General features: G+C 58.8%; 15 protein-coding genes and 4 pseudogenes. 12 read left to right on the forward strand and 7 right to left on the reverse strand.

Features of this window, described 5'->3' with window-relative positions:
* Positions 1 to 23 precede the first annotated feature (23 nt).
* The 3 genes from EB230_RS28340 (at position 24) to EB230_RS32775 (ending at position 2,444) form a co-directional block, all read left to right on the forward strand.
* Complete coding sequence (locus EB230_RS28340; protein WP_056565200.1) at positions 24 to 947, forward strand: NAD(P)-dependent oxidoreductase; 924 nt, start codon at positions 24 to 26, stop codon at positions 945 to 947.
* Between the two features lie 2 nt (positions 948 to 949).
* Positions 950 to 1,744, forward strand: coding sequence for an N-acyl homoserine lactonase family protein (locus tag EB230_RS28345; protein WP_172374362.1), 795 nt, complete (start codon positions 950 to 952; stop codon positions 1,742 to 1,744).
* 427 nt (positions 1,745 to 2,171) lie between these two features.
* Entirely contained in the window at positions 2,172 to 2,444 is a 273-nt protein-coding gene (locus EB230_RS32775) for a hypothetical protein (protein WP_244493923.1), read from the forward strand.
* A gap of 249 nt (positions 2,445 to 2,693) precedes the next feature.
* Here EB230_RS32775 and EB230_RS32490 read toward each other — a convergent pair whose 3' ends face one another.
* The 4 genes from EB230_RS32490 to EB230_RS28370 form a co-directional block, all read right to left on the reverse strand.
* A complete protein-coding gene (locus EB230_RS32490; protein ID WP_210261324.1) occupies positions 2,694 to 2,894 on the reverse strand; it encodes a hypothetical protein in 201 nt (66 codons plus the stop codon).
* 289 nt (positions 2,895 to 3,183) lie between these two features.
* Positions 3,184 to 4,863 carry a M28 family peptidase gene (locus tag EB230_RS28360; RefSeq protein WP_210261325.1) on the reverse strand — a complete coding sequence of 560 codons (1,680 nt, stop codon included), beginning with the start codon at positions 4,861 to 4,863 and terminating at the stop codon, positions 3,184 to 3,186.
* Positions 4,864 to 5,000: 137 nt separating this feature from the next.
* Positions 5,001 to 6,194: a M20 aminoacylase family protein gene (locus tag EB230_RS28365; protein WP_172374363.1), complete on the reverse strand. Its 1,194-nt coding sequence runs from the start codon at positions 6,192 to 6,194 to the stop codon at positions 5,001 to 5,003.
* Between the two features lie 53 nt (positions 6,195 to 6,247).
* A complete protein-coding gene (locus EB230_RS28370) occupies positions 6,248 to 7,390 on the reverse strand; it encodes a CapA family protein (RefSeq protein WP_172374364.1) in 1,143 nt (380 codons plus the stop codon).
* Positions 7,391 to 7,826: 436 nt separating this feature from the next.
* Between EB230_RS28370 and EB230_RS28375 the strand changes: the two genes are divergently transcribed.
* From EB230_RS28375 to EB230_RS28390, 4 genes and pseudogenes are all read left to right on the forward strand, one after another.
* Positions 7,827 to 9,143, forward strand: a complete 1,317-nt coding sequence (locus tag EB230_RS28375; RefSeq protein ID WP_172374365.1) for an MFS transporter — start codon at positions 7,827 to 7,829, stop codon at positions 9,141 to 9,143.
* Positions 9,144 to 9,348: 205 nt separating this feature from the next.
* Complete coding sequence (locus EB230_RS28380; RefSeq protein WP_172374366.1) at positions 9,349 to 10,059, forward strand: alpha/beta hydrolase; 711 nt, start codon at positions 9,349 to 9,351, stop codon at positions 10,057 to 10,059.
* A gap of 165 nt (positions 10,060 to 10,224) precedes the next feature.
* Complete coding sequence (locus tag EB230_RS28385; protein WP_172374367.1) at positions 10,225 to 11,322, forward strand: NADH:flavin oxidoreductase/NADH oxidase; 1,098 nt, start codon at positions 10,225 to 10,227, stop codon at positions 11,320 to 11,322.
* Between the two features lie 115 nt (positions 11,323 to 11,437).
* Positions 11,438 to 11,602, forward strand: a pseudogene (locus EB230_RS28390) (aldehyde dehydrogenase family protein); the annotation flags it as partial.
* Here EB230_RS28390 and EB230_RS28395 read toward each other — a convergent pair.
* Positions 11,603 to 12,688 carry an AraC family transcriptional regulator gene (locus EB230_RS28395; RefSeq protein WP_172374369.1) on the reverse strand — a complete coding sequence of 362 codons (1,086 nt, stop codon included), beginning with the start codon at positions 12,686 to 12,688 and terminating at the stop codon, positions 11,603 to 11,605.
* 246 nt (positions 12,689 to 12,934) lie between these two features.
* Here EB230_RS28395 and EB230_RS28400 point away from each other — a divergent pair, with 246 nt between their 5' ends.
* The 5 genes and pseudogenes from EB230_RS28400 to EB230_RS32780 form a co-directional block, all read left to right on the forward strand.
* Positions 12,935 to 13,327, forward strand: coding sequence for a carboxymuconolactone decarboxylase family protein (locus tag EB230_RS28400; RefSeq protein WP_172374370.1), 393 nt, complete (start codon positions 12,935 to 12,937; stop codon positions 13,325 to 13,327).
* Positions 13,320 to 14,216 (forward strand): NAD(P)-dependent oxidoreductase, encoded by an 897-nt coding sequence (locus EB230_RS28405; RefSeq protein WP_172374371.1) that lies wholly within the window; start codon positions 13,320 to 13,322, stop codon positions 14,214 to 14,216. The genes EB230_RS28400 and EB230_RS28405 overlap by 8 nt, the downstream gene beginning before the upstream one ends.
* Positions 14,217 to 14,301: 85 nt before the next feature.
* Positions 14,302 to 15,183, forward strand: a complete 882-nt coding sequence (locus EB230_RS28410; protein WP_172374372.1) for an alpha/beta hydrolase — start codon at positions 14,302 to 14,304, stop codon at positions 15,181 to 15,183.
* A 76-nt stretch (positions 15,184 to 15,259) separates the two neighbouring features.
* Positions 15,260 to 15,511: pseudogene (locus tag EB230_RS28415) on the forward strand (aldehyde dehydrogenase family protein); the annotation flags it as partial.
* Positions 15,512 to 15,520: 9 nt separating this feature from the next.
* Positions 15,521 to 15,648, forward strand: a pseudogene (locus tag EB230_RS32780) (acyl-CoA dehydrogenase); the annotation flags it as partial.
* Here the strand turns inward: EB230_RS32780 and EB230_RS28420 are convergent.
* Together EB230_RS28420 and guaA are read right to left on the reverse strand one after the other, a co-directional pair.
* Positions 15,645 to 16,130 (reverse strand): annotated as a pseudogene (locus tag EB230_RS28420) (Arm DNA-binding domain-containing protein); the annotation flags it as partial. The pseudogenes EB230_RS32780 and EB230_RS28420 overlap by 4 nt on opposite strands.
* Positions 16,131 to 16,449: 319 nt before the next feature.
* Positions 16,450 to 18,012 (reverse strand): glutamine-hydrolyzing GMP synthase, encoded by a 1,563-nt coding sequence (gene guaA / locus EB230_RS28425; RefSeq protein WP_056565210.1) that lies wholly within the window; start codon positions 18,010 to 18,012, stop codon positions 16,450 to 16,452.
* Positions 18,013 to 18,067 lie beyond the last annotated feature (55 nt).

The following is an 18,067-nucleotide window of genomic DNA, read 5'->3' on the forward strand; positions in this document are numbered from 1 at the left end:
CCCCGAAGGAGGAGAGAGCGATCATGTCGACCCTGAAAATCGGCTTTGTTGGCATTGGAAAAATGGGCACGCCGATGGCCACCCGTCTCATCAAGGCCGGCTATGAGGTGATAGTCCACGATATCGACGCCAACGCCGTGCTGGAACTGACCAATTCGGGCGCAAGGGCCGCGGGCAGCGCAGGCGAGGTTGCCGATGCCGCGGAGATCGTCTTTGCCAGCTTGCCGAGCCCGCAGATCCTGGAAAAGATCGTGCTCGGCGATGGCGGCATCGCCGACGGCAAGGCGGTCCGCATCTTCGTGGACATTTCCACCACCGGCCCGCGAACGGCCGCCAGGGTAGCCGAAGGCCTTGCAGCCAAGAACATCGCCATGATCGATGCGCCGGTCAGCGGCGGATTGAAGGGAGCACGCAACGGCACCCTCGCCGTCATGGTCTCGGGTCCCAAGGCCGCCTTCGAGACCGCGAGGCCGGTCATCGAGAATTTCGGCCGGATATTCTTCATGGGCGAGGTTCAGGGCGCCGCCCAGACCATGAAGCTAGCCAACAACCTGCTTGCGGCGGCGGCCCTTGCAGTCTCCTCCGAGGCGGTGGTGATGGGCGTGAAGGCGGGCCTCGATCCGAAGGTCATGATCGATGTCATCAACGCGTCGAGCGGCCGCAACAGTGCCACCGAGGACAAGTTCCCGAAATCCGTGCTGCCGCGGACCTTCGATTTTGGTTTCGCGACGGGGCTGTCCTTCAAGGATGTGCGGTTGTGCGTGGATGAGGCGGAGGCGATGGGCGTGCCTATGGTGGTGGGCAGTGCCGTGCGCCAGTTGCTGAGCGTGACGAACCAGCTCTACGGGCCGGATTCCGATTTTACCTGTATGGTCAAGACGGTTGAGACATGGGCGCATGTGGAGGTCGGCTCGGCCCAGACCCCGGATGTCGCCAAAGCGAGCTGATCATGGGTGACGCCGAACTTTATGAGATCCATGCCGTTCGCTACGGCCATTTCGAACGCCGCTCGGGTGAGAATTTCCTGGGCGGAGACACACATGATGTTCCCATGCCGCTCGACTACTTCGTCTGGGCGATCGTCGGCGAGAAGCGCACTTTCATCGTCGACACCGGTTTCGACAAACCGACCGGTGACAAACGCGGACGCAGTGTCGTGAGGCCCGTCGATGACGGCCTGGCGGCAATCGGCATCAACCACGCCGATGTCAGCGACGTCATCGTCTCACACATGCATTACGACCATTGCGGGAACCATCATCTGTTTCCGAAGGCGACCTTTCACCTGCAGGATGCGGAGATGGAGTTCGCGACCGGCCGCTGCATGTGCCACCATGCCATGCGCCATCCCTTCGAGGCCGAAGATGTCACCACCATGGTGCGGCGCGTCTTTGCCGGAAAGGTTTGCTTCCACGACCCCGAGTCGAAGATCGCGCCCGGCATCACGCTCCACAAGGTTGGCGGCCACTCGCGCGGATTGCAGGTGGTGCGGGTGGAAACCGACAACGGCGCGGTCGTGATCGCGTCCGACGCAGCCCATTTCTACGCCAATATGGAGCGCGAAAAGCCCTTTCCGGTCTTCGACCGACTGAGCGACGTGATCTTCGGAGTGGAACGGATGAAGCAGCTTGCCAGTTCGCCCGCTCACATCGTACCGGGGCACGATCCGCTGGTGCTCAAACGCTTCGCGCGCAGCCGCCAGGACGTCGAGGACATTGTAAGCCTTGCCCACCCGTTGGACTGATCACGTCGATGACGGGACGGCTGGGATCCAGCGACACGTTCGGGCAACGGGCGGGTCACGGCCTTCGCCAGGAGCGCACCGGGCATTCGGACACGCGCGGCCTCGCCCGGATCAAGGCGACGACCGGCTTCATTGCCGAAGACCACATGGCCGACCTCGGAAGGCTCGATGCCGGCGCGCTTGATCGCTTCGGCGGCTACCCTGGCGCCAAGCGCGGCCTGCTCCTCGCCGCTAAGCGTTTCCACCTAAAGTACCGATGCCGGTACGTACACCCGAAAGGATGTAGGTCGTCTGGATGGTCATATGCCGTCACCGTTCCTTCTGGCATCCTGAGGAAGCGCGGTCTCCATTGCCGGATCCTACTCTTTCCGCCGAGCGAAAAACTCCGCGATGCGCGCCTTGATAGCCGGGGAACGGCCGCCTCGCCTTGCAGATCCTGCTCAAATTGAAGCTGTTCGCTCGCACCGAAATCAGCCGCGACCGCCTGCGCGTCGAGAGCCGCGAGCCGCGCGCAAATCGCCAGAGCGGCGGCATGCATACCGTCGTCCTCTGCGATCTCCCAGACAGGGCCGAGCGTTCCGCTGTGATCCGGTCGCCCAACAACATCATGCCGGACGCGCGTACGCGGCCAAGGGTGCGTGAAAGAAAAAGCGGGTTGCCGGCATCGGCCACGAGCGCGATGCCGACGAAAGGCTCATAGAAATAGGCCGAGCGGGCGGCGATGACGATGTCGGCGGCGAGCGCGATACCCACGGCAGCGCCGGCGCGGGGCCGTTCACGGCTGCCACGATGGGCAAACGCGATGCCCGCATGGTCTCGATGAGAGGATTGAAGTGGCGCTCCGCCGTTTGTATCCCGTCATTGCCACTCGATTATCTCGTAGCACCTAAGTCGTTGATTTTACGTATCAAATAATTTTTCGCGGAGCGCCATACCGTCAGGCACACCGTCAGAAAAACGCACTCCTGAAAACATTGGCTTTTTCGGCTAGATTTCGGAAACGCATCTTCCGCCATCTATCGCCGTCCACGACAAAGCGCCACCGCGTGGCGCTGGCCAGGCCGTAATTGTTCGCTTCCCGATCGACCGGATCGGACAGGACGAGCTGGATATGGCGTTCCAGGTCGTCGCGGGTTACCGATCGCCTCATGCGGCATCGAGGCGTAAGCTCCAACACCATCGCCTCCTATCGCGACACCTTCCGGGTCCTGTTTGCAGTCGCGGCAGACGCACCTTGGCAAGTTCCCATCGCAGTTGACACTACGGGATTTGGACGCGCCTTTCATCGGCGCATTCCTGGAGGACCTTCAGACAAGGCCAGACCGGGGCTTTGCTGACCGGCGCCTGCCTGCAGTTCCCCGGCTTGGCGTCGATCGGGGTCAAAGTGCGCAGTATGCGTCCTGTCCGTTCACGAAGTGATGGAGCGCGCTGCCCGGCTCTCAAGGGCCGGAGCGCAAGATCCTCAATGCATTGTTCAGAGCCGCCTCGACCCGGTTCGAAGCGCGGCGGCAATCCAGCTTCAAGAATGGGATCATTGGGCTCCCGGCACCTTCCGCCGCCAGAGCACGCAATGGATCCAGGACAGGATAGGGATTTTGAGGCAGCGCGGGATCGTGGACAAACCGGTCACCGGTCGTGTAGTCGAGCGGAACGAGCTCACGGCACAAAGCCATGGTCTCACGATCCGTGAGGCTTCGGCTCTCAAGTTCGTGTTGAAGTGCGGCTATCCTGCCCAATAGGCAGGTGACGTTGAAGCGATCCGAAATCTTCTTGCCAAGCAACTTAACCTCTGCCTGAAGTTGATCCACCTGAGCGCCAGGATCGATCGGAAGCCGCTCATCGGTGAGCAAACGCCAGATTGCATGGACATAGACGCGCGTATCGCGGACCAGCACTTCGTCATCCATCTTGTCTAGCGTGTCTTCCGGCGTATGCCACCACCAGCCAAAACTTGGCAGGTCCATTCCCTTCGTCAGGGTCGAGGATGCATCAGCGTCACCAGACAAAGACTGTTCACCGATCCCCATGAATATCGAGGGAACGCCAATGCCCCAGAACGACTGGTCCCCCGCTCGGCTTACTCTCTTTCCGCTGATTGTCTGCTTCCCCTGCGTCTGAACCGACTCGCGAGCAAGCTCCACGAGTTCGACCGAGGCAGGCGCGTGGATGAGCACATTGTTGTTCCTGCCGCCCGTCGAATCGACGTTCACGTGAGCGACACAGCGCGATTCCAGTTCCGACCAGTGGCTGTCAGCATACCATGCAGACCCGGTGTATCGCCCATGTGAATGGCCGGACCAGAAGCAAAGCCTCAATTCCCGTCTCATTTCATCCCGATATGACGAGAATATGCGGGCCACCTCCAGCATGGTGGCGTTGGCACCACCATTGTCCATGACGCCATAGTGCCATGTGTCGTGATGTCCGGAGAACAGTACGAAGGATGCCCCCGACTCGCGACCGGAAAGTGTCGCCTCAAGCAAGGGCGTGTCGCGCCAGCCTGTGTCGACTTCGGCATGAATAACCGCTTCAACGTGATCCGTGTTCTGGAGCCGGACCTTCAATGCGTCGCCGTCTTCCTTCGAGATCGTGACGACAATCGTCGTCGGAAGGCGTCCGAAGGTTGCCGAACCAGGACTTCCCCAGACAGGTGAGACGCACATCTCGTGAAGGTGTTCGTGCGGGCTGACGTGGATTATTGCAGCCACGTTAGCCTTCGAAGCCAGGAGTGCAGCGGCCGGTCGTGCCATGCCTTCAAGCACCACGATCTTGCCGCCGACATCATGGTTTTCCAGGTCCTCTGGCGCGCCGTCAGCGACGTAGACCACCGGACCGCGAAAACCGTCTTCTGGCGACGAGACTGAAAAGGAATGAGTGATGGCCTCGACTTCAACTCCTGCCACTTCCAGGGACGCGTTGACAGGAAGGCTGATGTAGGCAGGGTGCGATATCAAGCTTGTCGAAAAGCCGTACCCCTGGAGCGTGGCTTCGAGATACCGGAAGCTTTCTCGCTCCGCTGGCGAACCCGACAATTTCACGTACTTCGCAAACTCCTCGAGATGCCGGCGCATCGCGCTTCCGTCTACCTGATCGCAGAGCGCTTCGATCGTTGTGCTCACGTTGGTTTCCTTCACTCGATCTCTCTTGGACTTACAGCATCATGGTGCGGTAACGACCTTTGCCGACGCGCCTTCGTTTCTCACAGGCATGGACGTTTTTCTTGCAACAGAGCTGGAGGGCGAAAATTGCTCTAGAATCAGGCTACGAGCTCTTGCTCGACCAGCTTGATCCAGTACTTGATCCCCAGCGGTATGATGTCGTCATTGAAATTGTATTCGGGTGTATGCGGAGCGTGAAACGAACCGTCTTCGGCAACACCGTTTCCGAGACGCATGAAGGCGCCGGGCTTCAGCGCCATCATGTCTGCAAAGTCCTCTGATCCGGTGGTTGCGCGAAGATTCCTGTTGACGCTTGCCGGACCGACCACAGCCTCGGCAGCTGCAATTGCAGCCTTTGTCTCAGCGGGCTGGTTTATGATCGCGCCAGGTCCGCGACCAAACTTGAATTCCGCCGAACAACCCCAGCTGTCCGCCGTAAGTGTCGCCAGCCTTTCCATCCTGTCCTGTATCGACTGCCTGACCTCGGCAGAAAAGGAGCGGACGGTGCCTTTCATTACCAGTTCGGACGGTACCACGTTCCAGCTTTCGGTATTCCCGCCCGATATGTAACCAACGCTGATCACGGCGGTATCCAGCGGAGCAATGGTCCGACCTACGATGCCCTGCAGACCCAGTACGAAATGCGCCTGGGCATAGGTGATATCGGTCGAGAGGTGGGGGGAAAGACCGCCGTGTCCACCCTTGCCGCGAAAAGTCACCTCCCAGATGTCGGCAGCGGCCATCATCGCGCCTTCGCAAATTGCGAACTGTCCGACAGGCATTCCCGCGGTGTTGTGAAGCCCGAAGATGGACTCGCAGGGGTACTTATCGAACAATCCGTCCTTGATCATGCGCTTGGCGCCATTCAGGCTCTCCTCGGCCGGCTGGAAGATGAAGTGAGCGGTTCCAGCGAAATCGTTGTGGGCTGCAAGGTATCCGGCTGCGCCCAGCAACATGGCGGTGTGGCCATCGTGGCCACAGGCATGCATCTTCCCGGGGATAGTGGAGGCGTAGGGCAGACCGGTCGTCTCGAAGATCGGCAGTGCGTCCAGATCCGCGCGCAGCCCGATCCTCCTCCCCGATGGTCCCTTCCCGTGAATTGTGCCAACGACGCCCGTGACCCCAAGGCCGGTTGATGTTTCGATTCCCCAGCTTCTCATCTTCGCCGCCACGATCTGCGAAGTGCGCTCCTCTTCGAAGCCGAGCTCCGGATTCGCGTGGATACCGCGTCGTATTTCGACGAGCTCAGAAAGGTTCTCTTCGAGCCAGCTTTGAAGGTTCGTGGAGAGCATCTTCAATTCCTCATACTATTGGAAGCGGTTCGCCGTGCTGGGGCGCGGCACGGTCAATGCTTGAGAGGCCTGAACGCCAGTGACCAGTAGCCATCGATCTGTCGCAGCTCGACGAGCGTGCCGACTTTTCCAGATGGTTGCGCCAGCCGCTCGTGCAACTGTCTTGCATCGTCGCTCGACGCAGCCCGGGATTCGCCGTTGTCATCGAGTTTTGTAATCAACAGCTCGACGGTCGGCAGTTCCTGGGGGTTGCGCCAGGCAAGCTGTGCAATGCAACCGATCGAGTTCCAGAACGTGCGGAGGGAGTCCCACTCGTAGTTCGGAAAGGCGCCTGCCGAGGCAGCAGTCTCGGGCAATATGTCATGCATGATGAAGTTGCCGATGCTGTATAGGATCGGCGAGTTTCGGTGAAATTCGACGGATTGGATTACGTGGGGGCCATGGCCGATGATCACGGAAGCGCCCGCTTCGATCGCCGCATGCGCCAAAGGTCGTTGATAATCAGCAAGCTCATTCTGATGAAGGGCTGTCCACCCGAGTGGAACACCCCAATGAATATTCACGACCACGAGGTCGCTTCGCTGCGAGACGTCACAGATGGCTGCGCACAAACGCTCAAGGTCGTCCGTGACCACTTCGGTCTGCACATAAGGGGCCATTCCGGGGGTCTCGCCCAAGGTTATGGGATCGATGAGGTACCGGTTGCTAATGCGTACAGGAGCAATGCCGGCCCGTCTGGAGCTAGCGGCGCTGGCAGTCGGCAGGTGGGTGGAGATTCCGAAAAAGGCGATACGGGATCCGCCAATTTCAATGATGTGCGGATCCAGGCTTTGCTCCAGGGTGTCGCCGGCTCCCACGGGCACCATGCCCGCCGCTTTCACGGCGGCGATGGAGTCAAGAAGCCCGGCCGTTCCGAAGTCCATTGCGTGATTATTCGCGAGAGAGAGAACATTCACGCCCCAGGCCGCGATGTCCCCGGCAACCTTCGGATCCGCTCGAAGGGCAATGAGCTTTTCATTAGGAGCGCGGTCGCCGGTAAGCGTGAATTCCAGGTTACCGGTTGCCACATCCGCAGAGGAGATAATGCCGAACAGCCCATTGTTCGGGTCATGCGGCGGTCGTGACAAGATAATATCGCCAAGAGCCACCAGCCTTATCTTCCTGTCGACATCACTCAGACTTTCCTGCTCTGCCATCTTATCCCTCTGCGCTACCTACACTTTGCCGCATAAAAGCAAGGGACACGAGGATGGGTGTGCCATTTGGGGCGCCGACTATGCCAAGTGGGACGGCACTCACGAAGCATTGGTCGGCCCTGATGTCCGTCCTCGGAATTCTGCGCTACGGCCACTCCGACGCATCGCTCGCGTGCTGCGGCAGACAGGCAGCAGAGCCATGCATCTGCCGGAGGGACCTGGCTTCTCGAACCGTCACGCGCTGGCTCGGGACCACCTAGCCGGAGTTGTAACCGGCACACTTATTTCCGCACAAAGCGAGGGGTGCCCCGAAGCGTGAAAACAGCGTCCCATTTTGCAAAGAACGATGTCGTGGTGCTGTTTCCAATACACGTGTGGGTCTTCCTGCCTGGAAGTGCGCCACGCGTTTCATCAGCCATAAAGTGTGGGGAACACCATGACAATCTCTACGACAACGAGATATGAGGGGACAGGCGATGCCCGAAACAATGTGCTTCGTCGAGCCGTGACATCGTGTGCAGCAGGGCAAGTCTTCGAGGTCTTCGACTTCGGCATCTATGGGTTCATGGCTGCGTCAATCGCAAAGGCGTTTTTTCCGTCCAGCGACCCCCTAGCTGCTTTGCTTGGCACGTTTGCCGCGTTTGCGATCGGTTTTGTCGTCCGGCCTTTTGGGGCAGTTGTCATCGGGGCTTATGGAGATCGTCGCGGGCGCCGCGAAGCGCTTGTGGTGACGATCGGAATGATGGCTTTCTCGACAGGAGCCATCGGGCTAATCCCCAGTTACCAGACCATCGGGATCGCCGCTCCGATTCTGCTCGTGATATGCCGCATTTTCCAAGGATTTTCTGCAGGAGGCGAATGGGGTGGGGCGGCCGCCTTCTTAGTTGAGTACGCGCCCGACAATCGTCGCGGATTCATTAGTAGTTTTCAGCAGGCTGGTACGGCACTGGGGCTTTTGCTGGCGACTGTGACTGCGGCAAGCGTCAGCTTTTTTCTTGACGCGGAAGCTCTGCAATCCTGGGGCTGGCGGATTCCCTTCTTACTTGGATTTGTCCTCGGCCCGATAGGACATTACCTTCGTACACATGTAGCCGAGACACCGGCGTTCTCGAAGACCGCAAGTGGAAGCAAGTTGACCCGTTCGCCTTTCACGGAGGCTCTTGCCACACAAAAGGGGCCAATGATCGCAGCGTTCGGATTTAGCATTCTGCCATGCGTACTTTACTGGGAATTTTTCGTCTTTCTCCCGACTTACGCTGCCCAGCAGTTGAGCCTCAGTACATCTTCGACATTCTTTGCCAGCACGTTCTCGGTCGTGCTGTATCTCGTCTTGGCGCCAGCCGTAGGCGCTTTGTCAGATCGTATTGGAAGGAAACCCCTTGTGGTCCTTTCCGCGACCCTCGCAATCATCTTCGCGTATCCGCTATTTTCCCTCCTCTTTTCGATGAAAACCATCACCGGTTTCGTATTGACCCAGGTAATCGCGACACTCATATTTCTGCTGGTTACCGGCGTAATATGCGCCGTGCTGTCGGAAATGTTTCCAACGCGGATCCGTTACACTGCCCTATCGGTTAGCTACGGCTTCGCTGTTGCGATCTTTGGCGGCTTCGCGCCGCTTGTCTCTACGTATCTGGTTCAAGCAACCGGCGATCCGCTCGCCCCCTCCTTCTATGTCATCTTCGCCGGTGTGGTGAGCCTGATTTCGAGCTTCTTCATTCGCGAGGGGGCACGAAAGCCATTGCCCGAATAGGACAGGGGCCGAGACTGGGCGGTGCTGAGGCTCTCGATGCGAGATGCGTTGCGGTGCTGCCCGACTCACGATCGTAACCCGGTGCATTGCAGTGCTGGTTTCAGGATCAGCTGGCCGTCCCAAAATATCAAATCGTGGCCCCGTAATGATAACAACGCGATGTCTGCGTGATTATCTTAGTCCGATTGAAAACCGAGGAGCCGTGATGGCCACTTTCGTTCTTGTCCCGGGCGCCTTTCACGGCGGCTGGTGCTACGATCTTCTACGGCCCCATCTGGAACAGGCCGGGCACAAGGTCTTGACCCCAACGCTATCTGGCGTCGGAGAGCGAGCGCACCTTGCGCATCAAGGCCTCATTGATCTCGAGACTCATATTCTTGACATCTTCAACCTCATACAGCATCGCGACCTCAGAGATGTCGTGTTGTGTGGACATTCATACGGTGCGTTTGTCACGACTGGAGTTGCGGACAGGGTGCCGGATAGGATTGCAGCACTTGTCTACATCGACGGCATGATCCCACAGGATGGGGACACCCTTTTCTCCGTATTGCCCAATTTGGCCATTCCCTTCACCAAACTGGCATCCGGACACGGTGGAAGGCTTGTTGCGCCGCTCTCTGCGGCTACTTTCGGCGTGGGGGCATCCCATCAGGTCTGGGTAGACTCCAGACTCACCCCGCATCCTCTTCCATGCTTCACGCAGCCGATCAAGCTGAACGGATCCTCCAGAAAAATTAAGACCAACGTCTTTGTTTACAATTCAAGGGACATCGGTCTGCCGAGCCCCATTCCGGACCAGTACGAGTCATTCCGAGACAAGGATGGCCACCACGTCTTCTCTCTCAGTGGCGGCCACGATTTGATGATCGACTCGGCCGAAGATTTGGCTCGGATCATGCTCGAATTTGCATGATGTCCTGCGGCGGCGAGGCGTCATACTCCATTTGATAGAACAGGTCTCTTTCCGGTTATTGACCAATGGCGGAATTTTTCGCGTCGCGGGCGCGCGAAATGTCCTGCATCCGGGCGCGTACCACGCAGATCAGCTTCAACTGCCAACTCTGAAAGACTTAGGTTCATGAGCGCTCATCTTTTCTCTCCTGTCACTCTCGGTCCGAACACGTTCTCCAATCGCGTCGTGATAGCGCCGATGGCGCAGTACAGCGCTGTGAACGGGAATGCGAATGACTGGCATCTGATGCACTGGGGCAGTCTCGTCACGGGTGGGGCCGGTTTGGTGATGATCGAAGCCACAGGTGTCGAAGAGTTTGGGCGGCCAACGCCTGGCGACATCGGCCTGTACGATGATGAAAGCGAGGCAGCGCTCCGTCGGGTGGTTTCCGCACTCCGATCCTTCGGTTCGGCCAAGCTTGGGATCCAGCTCTTCCACGGAGGACGCAAGGGCTCAACGGATGTGCACTGGAACGGTGGTGGAGAGCTGCTGATACGGCAGGGAGGTTGGGAGACTATCGCTCCGTCTCCTATTCCATACCGCAATGGATGGCAGGTACCACGCGAGATGACCGAGCCAGACTTCATACGGGTCAAGAACGCTTTCGTCGACGCCACGATCAGGGCAGCGCGCATAGGTTTCGACGTCATCGAGGTTCATGCGGCCCATGGCTACCTGCTTCACCAGTTTCTGTCGCCGATCACCAACCTGCGAAGCGACCGATACGGGGGACCGATCGAAAACCGCATGAGGTTTCCGCTTGAGGTGTTCGAGGCGATATCGCTGGCTGTTCCGAACTGGATCACCCTGGGCGCGCGCATCACCGGGTCTGACTGGATTGAAGGCGGCATCGATGAAGACGAAGCTGTCATCTTCGCCAGCGCGCTGAAGGATCTCGGGTGCCACTATGTCGACGTCAGCAGCGGAGCGATCGATCCTCATCTTCAGAAGATCGTCATCGGCCCAAACTACCAGGTTGGCTTCGCCGACACAGTCCGACAACGGACCGGCATTGCCGTCAGGGCAGTCGGTCTTATCGTCACGCCAACACAGGCTGAAGACATCATCGCAAGCGGAAAGGCTGATCAGGTCGCAATCGCCCGAGCGGCTCTCGTAAACCCCCGCTGGGTTTGGAAGGCGGCTCGGGAACTCGGCGTGTCGATCGACTACCCAAAGCAATACGATCGCGCTGCTCCCGATGCCTGGCCGGGCTGGACATATTGATCAGTAGCGCGGGCAAGATGGAAACATGGTTCTGGAAACATGTCCCTCCTCCTGGATGCTGCACTCGTTGGGTCACGATGGATCGAATCCGATCTGAAGAAGTCCTCCGAGATACGAAGCCCTTGAACACGGGGTGGTAGGCATCAATACCGGCCTGATCCCGACCGCCCAGGCCCCCTTCGGAGGAATCAGGCTTTCCGGGATTGGTCGCGAGGGATCACGTTACGGGATCGAGGATCTCTTCGAAACGAAATATGTCTGCGTCGGCGAAATCAGTTGATTAATGCCCAGCGCTGTCCAGCAAGGACGCAGTGATAGGAAGCACTATATCCGACGCCCCATTGCGTCCTCTCCCGGCCCCCGACTGTTTTCGCCATTTTGTGGCAGAGCATCCGAAGGTTACTTGAAACCAGCGGCAAAACGCGCTCAGGCTCTGGAAACCAAGCGCGTCTGCCAGTTCCGTCAGCGAACAGTTTTGTCTACCGATGGCGCGCTGCGTCGCTTCGATGCGGACCTGCTGCACGATCGATGAGAAGTTCTCCCCTTCCTGTTCAAGTCGCCGATTGAGGGTGCGGCGGTTGATGTTGAAGCGAGATGCGACGGCCTCGGCCGAGCATTCACCATGCTCAAGCATGCGTTTGATCATCAACTTGACCCGAACGGAAAAACTGTTGGCCGGCCCATGTAAGACGGGCTCCAGGTGCTGAAGCGCAAGCTTGCGCAGAAACGGAGGCGAGGTAACAAGAGGCTTTGCCAGGATCGAGCGGGGTATTACCATGCCCGACAGCACTTGGCCGTATGTGACCGGACAGTTGAAGAATCTCTGCGCAAAAACGCTCCCTGCACCCTTAGCATGGGAGAATGACACCAACTCCGGCCGGAAGTCACCGCCCGTCAGCCACCGGATCTGCATCGTTACCCCGACCACGCAATATTGGGTTCCCTGGATCGACTGTTGCAGCGTGTTGCCGCATACCTCCATCACGATAAAGGGACTTTCAAAACGCTTGTCCAGTTGGATGAAGGTTCCATCGGCATGGAGGCTGAGATGGGAGCTGTATAGCTGGATTGCGGCCTCGACATTCTCGGCTTCACGCATCAGGAGTGTCACCGGTCCATAATCCGGAATTCCGCGCGCTACTGCGGCTCGGATTCCAAAATCCGGACAGCCAGATGCCTCGGCGGACTGTGCCAGCAATTCGAGCCAGTCATCGAACGAAATCATTCTGTCGGGGTCGTCGAAGAAGCTTGGATCCAGGCCCACCTTCACCAGCATGGCCGTGGGATCAAGGCCTACTGCTGATGCTGCTTCCGCATAGCCTCTCAGCGTCGCACTTCTAATCAGTCGCTTGGCGTGGATCGCCATGACGTTTCCAGACCCAATATGTCTACTGTCCCAAATAATCAAATGAATGCCATGTGTGTCAATAGCGGCGAGCACGCGCTCATGCTGCTGGCGCGGGGCGATCCTGACCGCTGCCCCAAAATGCAAAGCTCCTGCCTCACCATGCGAAGCGCCTGCCCCTCCAGTTGGTCTCTATGCACGATCATTCGATCGGCTCCGGCTGACGATAGGGGCTATCGGCGCCAGAAACCCGAGGAGGGACGTTGCATGGAAAAGAAGCAGAGTGAGAAGTTCAAGCGTGGCCTTGATACGCGCCGAGCCGTACTTGGCCCGGAATATGTAGATCGCTCGATAGCAACTGCAGACGACTTCAACTGGCCAATGCAGCAGCTGGCAACGGAATACTGCTGGGACGAAATCTGGAATCGCCCAGGTCTCGACCGGCGTACCCGCAGTGTCCTAAACCTTGCGATGATCTCGGCTCTAAACCGCCCCCATGAGTTGAAGCTGCACATCCGCGGCGCAATTAACAACGGCCTTAGTCGGGAAGAAATCCAGGAGGTCTTCCTTCAGGTCTGCATCTATTGCGGCGTGCCAGCTGCGATCGAAAGTTTTCGGCTCGCTCGGGAGGTGTTCCAGGAGATTGAACAGAATGGCTGAGGTTCAGAAACCAGTGGTCGCGTTCATCGGCCTCGGAATGATGGGCTTGCCGATGGCCAAGAATCTACTCAAGGCAGGTCACGATGTCGTAGCAACAGACCTCTCTGCTGGCGCTCGTGCAGATTTCGACCATGCAGGCGGGCAGAGCGTCGAAAACATCGCCGATCTTGCATCTTCCGCTGACCTAGTAATCACGATGCTGCCAAACGGCCGGATCGTAAGGGAAGTATTAATTGGCGATGCTGGTATCGCCGCAGGTCTGCGGGCAGGCACACCCATCATCGACATGAGCTCATCTGCGCCCTTCGAAACTCGCGAACTTGCAGACGACCTGAAGACGCTCGGTTTGAGATTGGTCGACGCTCCTGTCTCCGGCGGCGTCCGCCGGGCCGTAGACGGTACGCTGGCAATCATGGTGGGAGGAGTGGAGGAGGACATCGAGATCGTCATGCCGGTTCTGAACGTGATGGGAAAGAGCATCACAGTGACGGGTGCGGTCGGCTCCGGGCATGCAATGAAAGCCTTGAACAACTACGTCTCGGCTGCGGGACTTCAAGCTGCATGCGAGGCACTGTTGATCGGGCAGGAGTTCGGCATCGAGCCCGACGTTCTCGTCGACGTCCTGAACGTTTCGACAGGCCGAAACAACTCTACCGAGCTGAAGCTCAAACCTTTCATCATCCGAGAAGACTTCGCCTCCGGGTTCTCTATGGCGCTGATGGCGAAGGACATCGAGACGGCAGCCGAGCTTGCTCGCCGGCTGGGAAGGCCCGAACCAGGGCTGGAAGGAGCCGCAGCACTTTGGAAAGCGAGCCTCGCGCGTCTCGGCAAGTCAGCGGATCACACCGAAATCTATAATCACCTGAAGACCGAACGGTCCCGCCGTTAGGTGAATCGCGCTTTGGCGTGACGGCGGCTCAGGACATCCAAAGTGCCAGGACACGCTTAGGAGCGCAACATGTCAAGAGGATAGCATGAACACGAAAACGTTCGAGATGTCTCGCCGTGCTTTAATGAAGCTGACCGGAGCTGCAGTCGCCTTGTCTTCCGCATACAGTGGTTCAGCAGCGGCAACGAAACCGGCCGCCGAGCTTTTTTTGACGGATACCGGAACCGGCAAGAATCTGATGCTTCTGCATGGATGGTCCTGCGACTCGCATGATTGGAGCTGGCAGCTACCGGTGTTCGAGAGCAAATACCGAGTTGTCGCCGTCGATCTTCGAGGACATGGCAGGTCACAGGTTATGCCCTCCGGTGGGTACGCTCCCGAAGATTATGTCAATGACATCGAAGCTTTGATGTCCGGGAAATATGCAGGGCAGAAGTTCATCGTCATGGGGCATTCGATGGGCGGTCAGATCGCTGCTCGTCTGGCCGCTAAAAGGCCGGATCTTGTGACAGCCGTTGTCTCTGTTGATGGCTCTTTGGGGTTTTCGGAAGAGGTGGCGTCTGTGTTCAAACGGACTGCCGATGATTTGCAGGTCAGCGATCCCGGTGTGGTTGGTCCGGCGCTCTTCAAGTCCGCTTATGACGCGGCTACCTCACCGGCGATGACGCGCTGGCATGCAAGACGTCTCCAAGGGACACCAACTCACGTCGTGAGGGAATCATTCGGGCCATTGTTCTTTGGTCCCGACCAAGTAGGTATCGGGAAAGCGAGTGAAGATTTCTGCATACGGCTAACGGTGCCCTTATATCATCTTTGCCGAGATCAAGGACAAGCCGAGCGCATGCAAAATTGGTTCAGCAATCCAAAGTCCAAGGTTGATGTCTGGAGCAACGCGGGGCACTGGATCATGCAGGATCGGCCGGAAGACACGAACAAGGCAGTTACGGCTTGGGTTGATTCTCTATAGGCGGGTACCCCTCTGCCGGGAAGACAGTTGATTTGCCATCTGCATTGTATGGCTGTTCCGAAGAGGGGTACGACTCTCCGGCGATGTCTCCAACAGCATGCGCATCGCCCGCGAAGATGTCTTCGGTCCGATCCTCTCGATCATTCCTTTCGAGGACGACAGGATCTACAGGCTGGCATCGGGCGTCTGGACCTCGAACGTCCGCCGCGCCTTCACCATGGCCGACAGGATCCGGGCCGGCACGGTCCGGGTCAACACCTATCGCGCCGTCAGCTTCATGGCGCCGTTCGGCGGCTACAAGATGAGCGCCATCGGACGCGAAAGTGGATAGGCGGCCATCGATGGCCAGAAGGTGTGGATCTCCCGCATCCGGCATTCCGACCTGATGATCCTGCTCGCCCGCACCACGCCGGTCGACCAGGTGAAGAAGAGGTCGGAGGCATGTCGATCTTCATCGTCGACCTGACGATGTCACGGACGTGTATAGCGGTCGCCGGCGCTCCTCGGTCCTTCACTTTCCCGCAGAGCGCTCGGAGGTCTTCCGGTGCAATCTCCTTGAGGAGTCGGTTTTTCCAGGTCGGTGCAATGTCGCGATCGAAAATCGACCGGCGCATCGCGCGCGCGTGCTGTCGGCCATCCGTGCCTCCTTGAACCAGCGGTCCCCAAATTCCCCGAAGCTCTTTGTTTCCCTCAGGCGGCGCGGGCGAGATACCCTCCCCAACCATGCGGCGTGCATCGAGGCACAACTCGCGCGCGCGGACGAGTGTTATGCCGTCCGGCCCATATTGTCCGAGCGTCACGGTCTCGCGCCGGCCGTTCATCCGGTAGTCGTACCGGAAGGTCAACGCGCCCGAGCTCTTGATCAGGACGTACATACCGCCACGGTCGGCAACCTTGTAATCTTTTGCCTTGGATTTCAGATGTTTAAGCGCTGTGTCCGTCAGCAAGATGACCTCCGTTTCTGGCGGAAATCGACAGATTTGCGATCCAAAAACCGTCAGGCAAAATTCGGCCTGCTGGAACGCTGCTTTCTCCAATGAATTCAGCGTTTTAGCTTCCAAAAAAAAGACCGTCATCAGTCGAATTGGCCTGACGGTGCTGCGATTTTGGCGTACGGACAAGAAAACGGATTACCGTCAAAAAGACCGTCGGAACGGTCCTTTTGTACGCGATAGTCCGCGATCGATTATGAAGGTTTCTGCTTTTTAAATCAGCAGCTTAGAGCGGGTTGGCGATAGTTCGCGATAGGCCGCGAACGTCCCCAAATCATTCCCACTCGATCGTACCAGGCGGCTTCGACGTCACGTCGTAGACGACGCGGTTGATGCCTCGGACCTCGTTGATGATGCGCGTGGCGGCGGCGCCCAGGAAGGCCATGTCATAGTGATAGAAGTCCGCCGTCATGCCGTCGACCGAGGTGACGGCGCGCAGCGCGCAGACGAATTCGTAGGTGCGGCCGTCGCCCATCACGCCGACGGTCTGCACCGGCAAGAGCACGGCAAAGGCCTGCCAGATGGCGTCGTAGAGGCCAGCCTTGCGGATCTCGTCGAGATAGATGGCGTCGGCTTCGCGCAGGATCTCCAACTTTTCGCGCGTGATGCCGCCCGGGCAGCGGATGGCCAGGCCAGGACCCGGGAACGGATGGCGGCCGATGAAGCTCTCGGGCAGGCCGAGTTCCTTGCCGAGCGCCCTCACCTCGTCCTTGAACAGTTCGCGCAGCGGCTCGACCAGCTTCATGTTCATGCGCTCGGGCAGGCCGCCGACATTGTGGTGCGACTTGATGGTCACCGACGGACCGCCGGTGAAGGAGACGCTTTCGATGACGTCGGGATAGAGCGTGCCTTGCGCCAGGAAGTCGGCGCCGCCGAGTTTCTTGGCCTCTTCCTCGAACACTTCGATGAACAGCCGGCCGATGGTCTTGCGCTTCTTCTCGGGGTCGACCTCGCCTTCCAGCGCCGAGATGAATTTTTCCGAGGCATCGACCAGGATCAGCGGCAGATTGTAGTGCTGGCGGAACATCGCCACCACGCCCGCCGCCTCGTCCTTGCGCATCAGGCCATGGTCGACGAGAATGCAGGTGAGCTGGTCGCCGACCGCCTCGTGGATCAGCAGCGCCGCGACCGAGGAGTCCACGCCGCCCGACAGTGCGCAGATGACCTTGCCCTTGCCAACCTGCTTGCGGATCGCCTCGACCGCGTGCTCGCGGTAGGCGCGCATCGTCCAGTCGCCCTCGATGCCGGCGATGTTGTGGACGAAGTTCCTGAGCAGCCTCGCGCCATCGGGCGTATGCACAACCTCGGGATGGAACATTATGCCGTACATGCGGCGCTCGACATTGCCGAAGATGGCGAAGGGCGAACTTTCCGACTTACCGAAGACCTGAAAACCCGGCGGCAAGGCGATGACGCGGTCGCCATGGCTCATCCAGACCTGATGCCGCTGGCCCGTCGCCCACAGGCCCTCGAACAGCGGGCTGTCCTTCTCGATCTCGACGAAGGCGCGGCCGAATTCGCGATGATTGGAGCTTTCGGCGACACCGCCCATCTGCACGCACATCGCCATCTGGCCGTAACAGATGCCAAGCACCGGCACGCCGGCATCGAAGACGATCTGCGGCGCTCGCGGGCTGCCGATATCAGATGTCGAGGCCGGACCGCCGGACAGGATCACAGCCTTGGGATTGATGCGCTTGAACGCGGCTTCGGCCGACTGGAACGGCACGATCTCGGAAAACACGCCGGCCTCGCGGATGCGGCGGGCGATGAGCTGCGTAAACTGGCTGCCGAAATCGACAATCAGGACGGTGTCGGGGTGATTGGCTGTTGTCATGGCGAGCGTTTAGAGAAAGAAATGAGTCTGCGCAATGGGTTGCGTAGCCTGACTT

Source organism: Mesorhizobium sp. NZP2234, from assembly GCF_013170765.1.
Lineage (GTDB): Bacteria > Pseudomonadota > Alphaproteobacteria > Rhizobiales > Rhizobiaceae > Mesorhizobium > Mesorhizobium loti_D.

Excerpts from the sequence above, each read along its gene's own strand:
- EB230_RS28385 (WP_172374367.1), top strand. The coding sequence starts at position 10,225 with ATGAGCGCTCATCTTTTCTCTCCTGTCACTCTCGGTCCGAACACGTTC.
- EB230_RS28365 (WP_172374363.1), bottom strand. The coding sequence starts at position 6,194 with ATGCTCTCCACGAACCTTCAAAGCTGGCTCGAAGAGAACCTTTCTGAG.
- EB230_RS28405 (WP_172374371.1), top strand. The coding sequence starts at position 13,320 with ATGGCTGAGGTTCAGAAACCAGTGGTCGCGTTCATCGGCCTCGGAATG.
- EB230_RS28370 (WP_172374364.1), bottom strand. The coding sequence starts at position 7,390 with ATGGCAGAGCAGGAAAGTCTGAGTGATGTCGACAGGAAGATAAGGCTG.
- EB230_RS28345 (WP_172374362.1), top strand. The coding sequence starts at position 950 with ATGGGTGACGCCGAACTTTATGAGATCCATGCCGTTCGCTACGGCCAT.
- EB230_RS28400 (WP_172374370.1), top strand. The coding sequence starts at position 12,935 with ATGGAAAAGAAGCAGAGTGAGAAGTTCAAGCGTGGCCTTGATACGCGC.
- EB230_RS28375 (WP_172374365.1), top strand. The coding sequence starts at position 7,827 with ATGACAATCTCTACGACAACGAGATATGAGGGGACAGGCGATGCCCGA.
- EB230_RS28340 (WP_056565200.1), top strand. The coding sequence starts at position 24 with ATGTCGACCCTGAAAATCGGCTTTGTTGGCATTGGAAAAATGGGCACG.
- EB230_RS28380 (WP_172374366.1), top strand. The coding sequence starts at position 9,349 with ATGGCCACTTTCGTTCTTGTCCCGGGCGCCTTTCACGGCGGCTGGTGC.
- EB230_RS32490 (WP_210261324.1), bottom strand. The coding sequence starts at position 2,894 with ATGAGGCGATCGGTAACCCGCGACGACCTGGAACGCCATATCCAGCTC.
- guaA (WP_056565210.1), bottom strand. The coding sequence starts at position 18,012 with ATGACAACAGCCAATCACCCCGACACCGTCCTGATTGTCGATTTCGGC.
- EB230_RS28410 (WP_172374372.1), top strand. The coding sequence starts at position 14,302 with ATGAACACGAAAACGTTCGAGATGTCTCGCCGTGCTTTAATGAAGCTG.
- EB230_RS28395 (WP_172374369.1), bottom strand. The coding sequence starts at position 12,688 with ATGGCGATCCACGCCAAGCGACTGATTAGAAGTGCGACGCTGAGAGGC.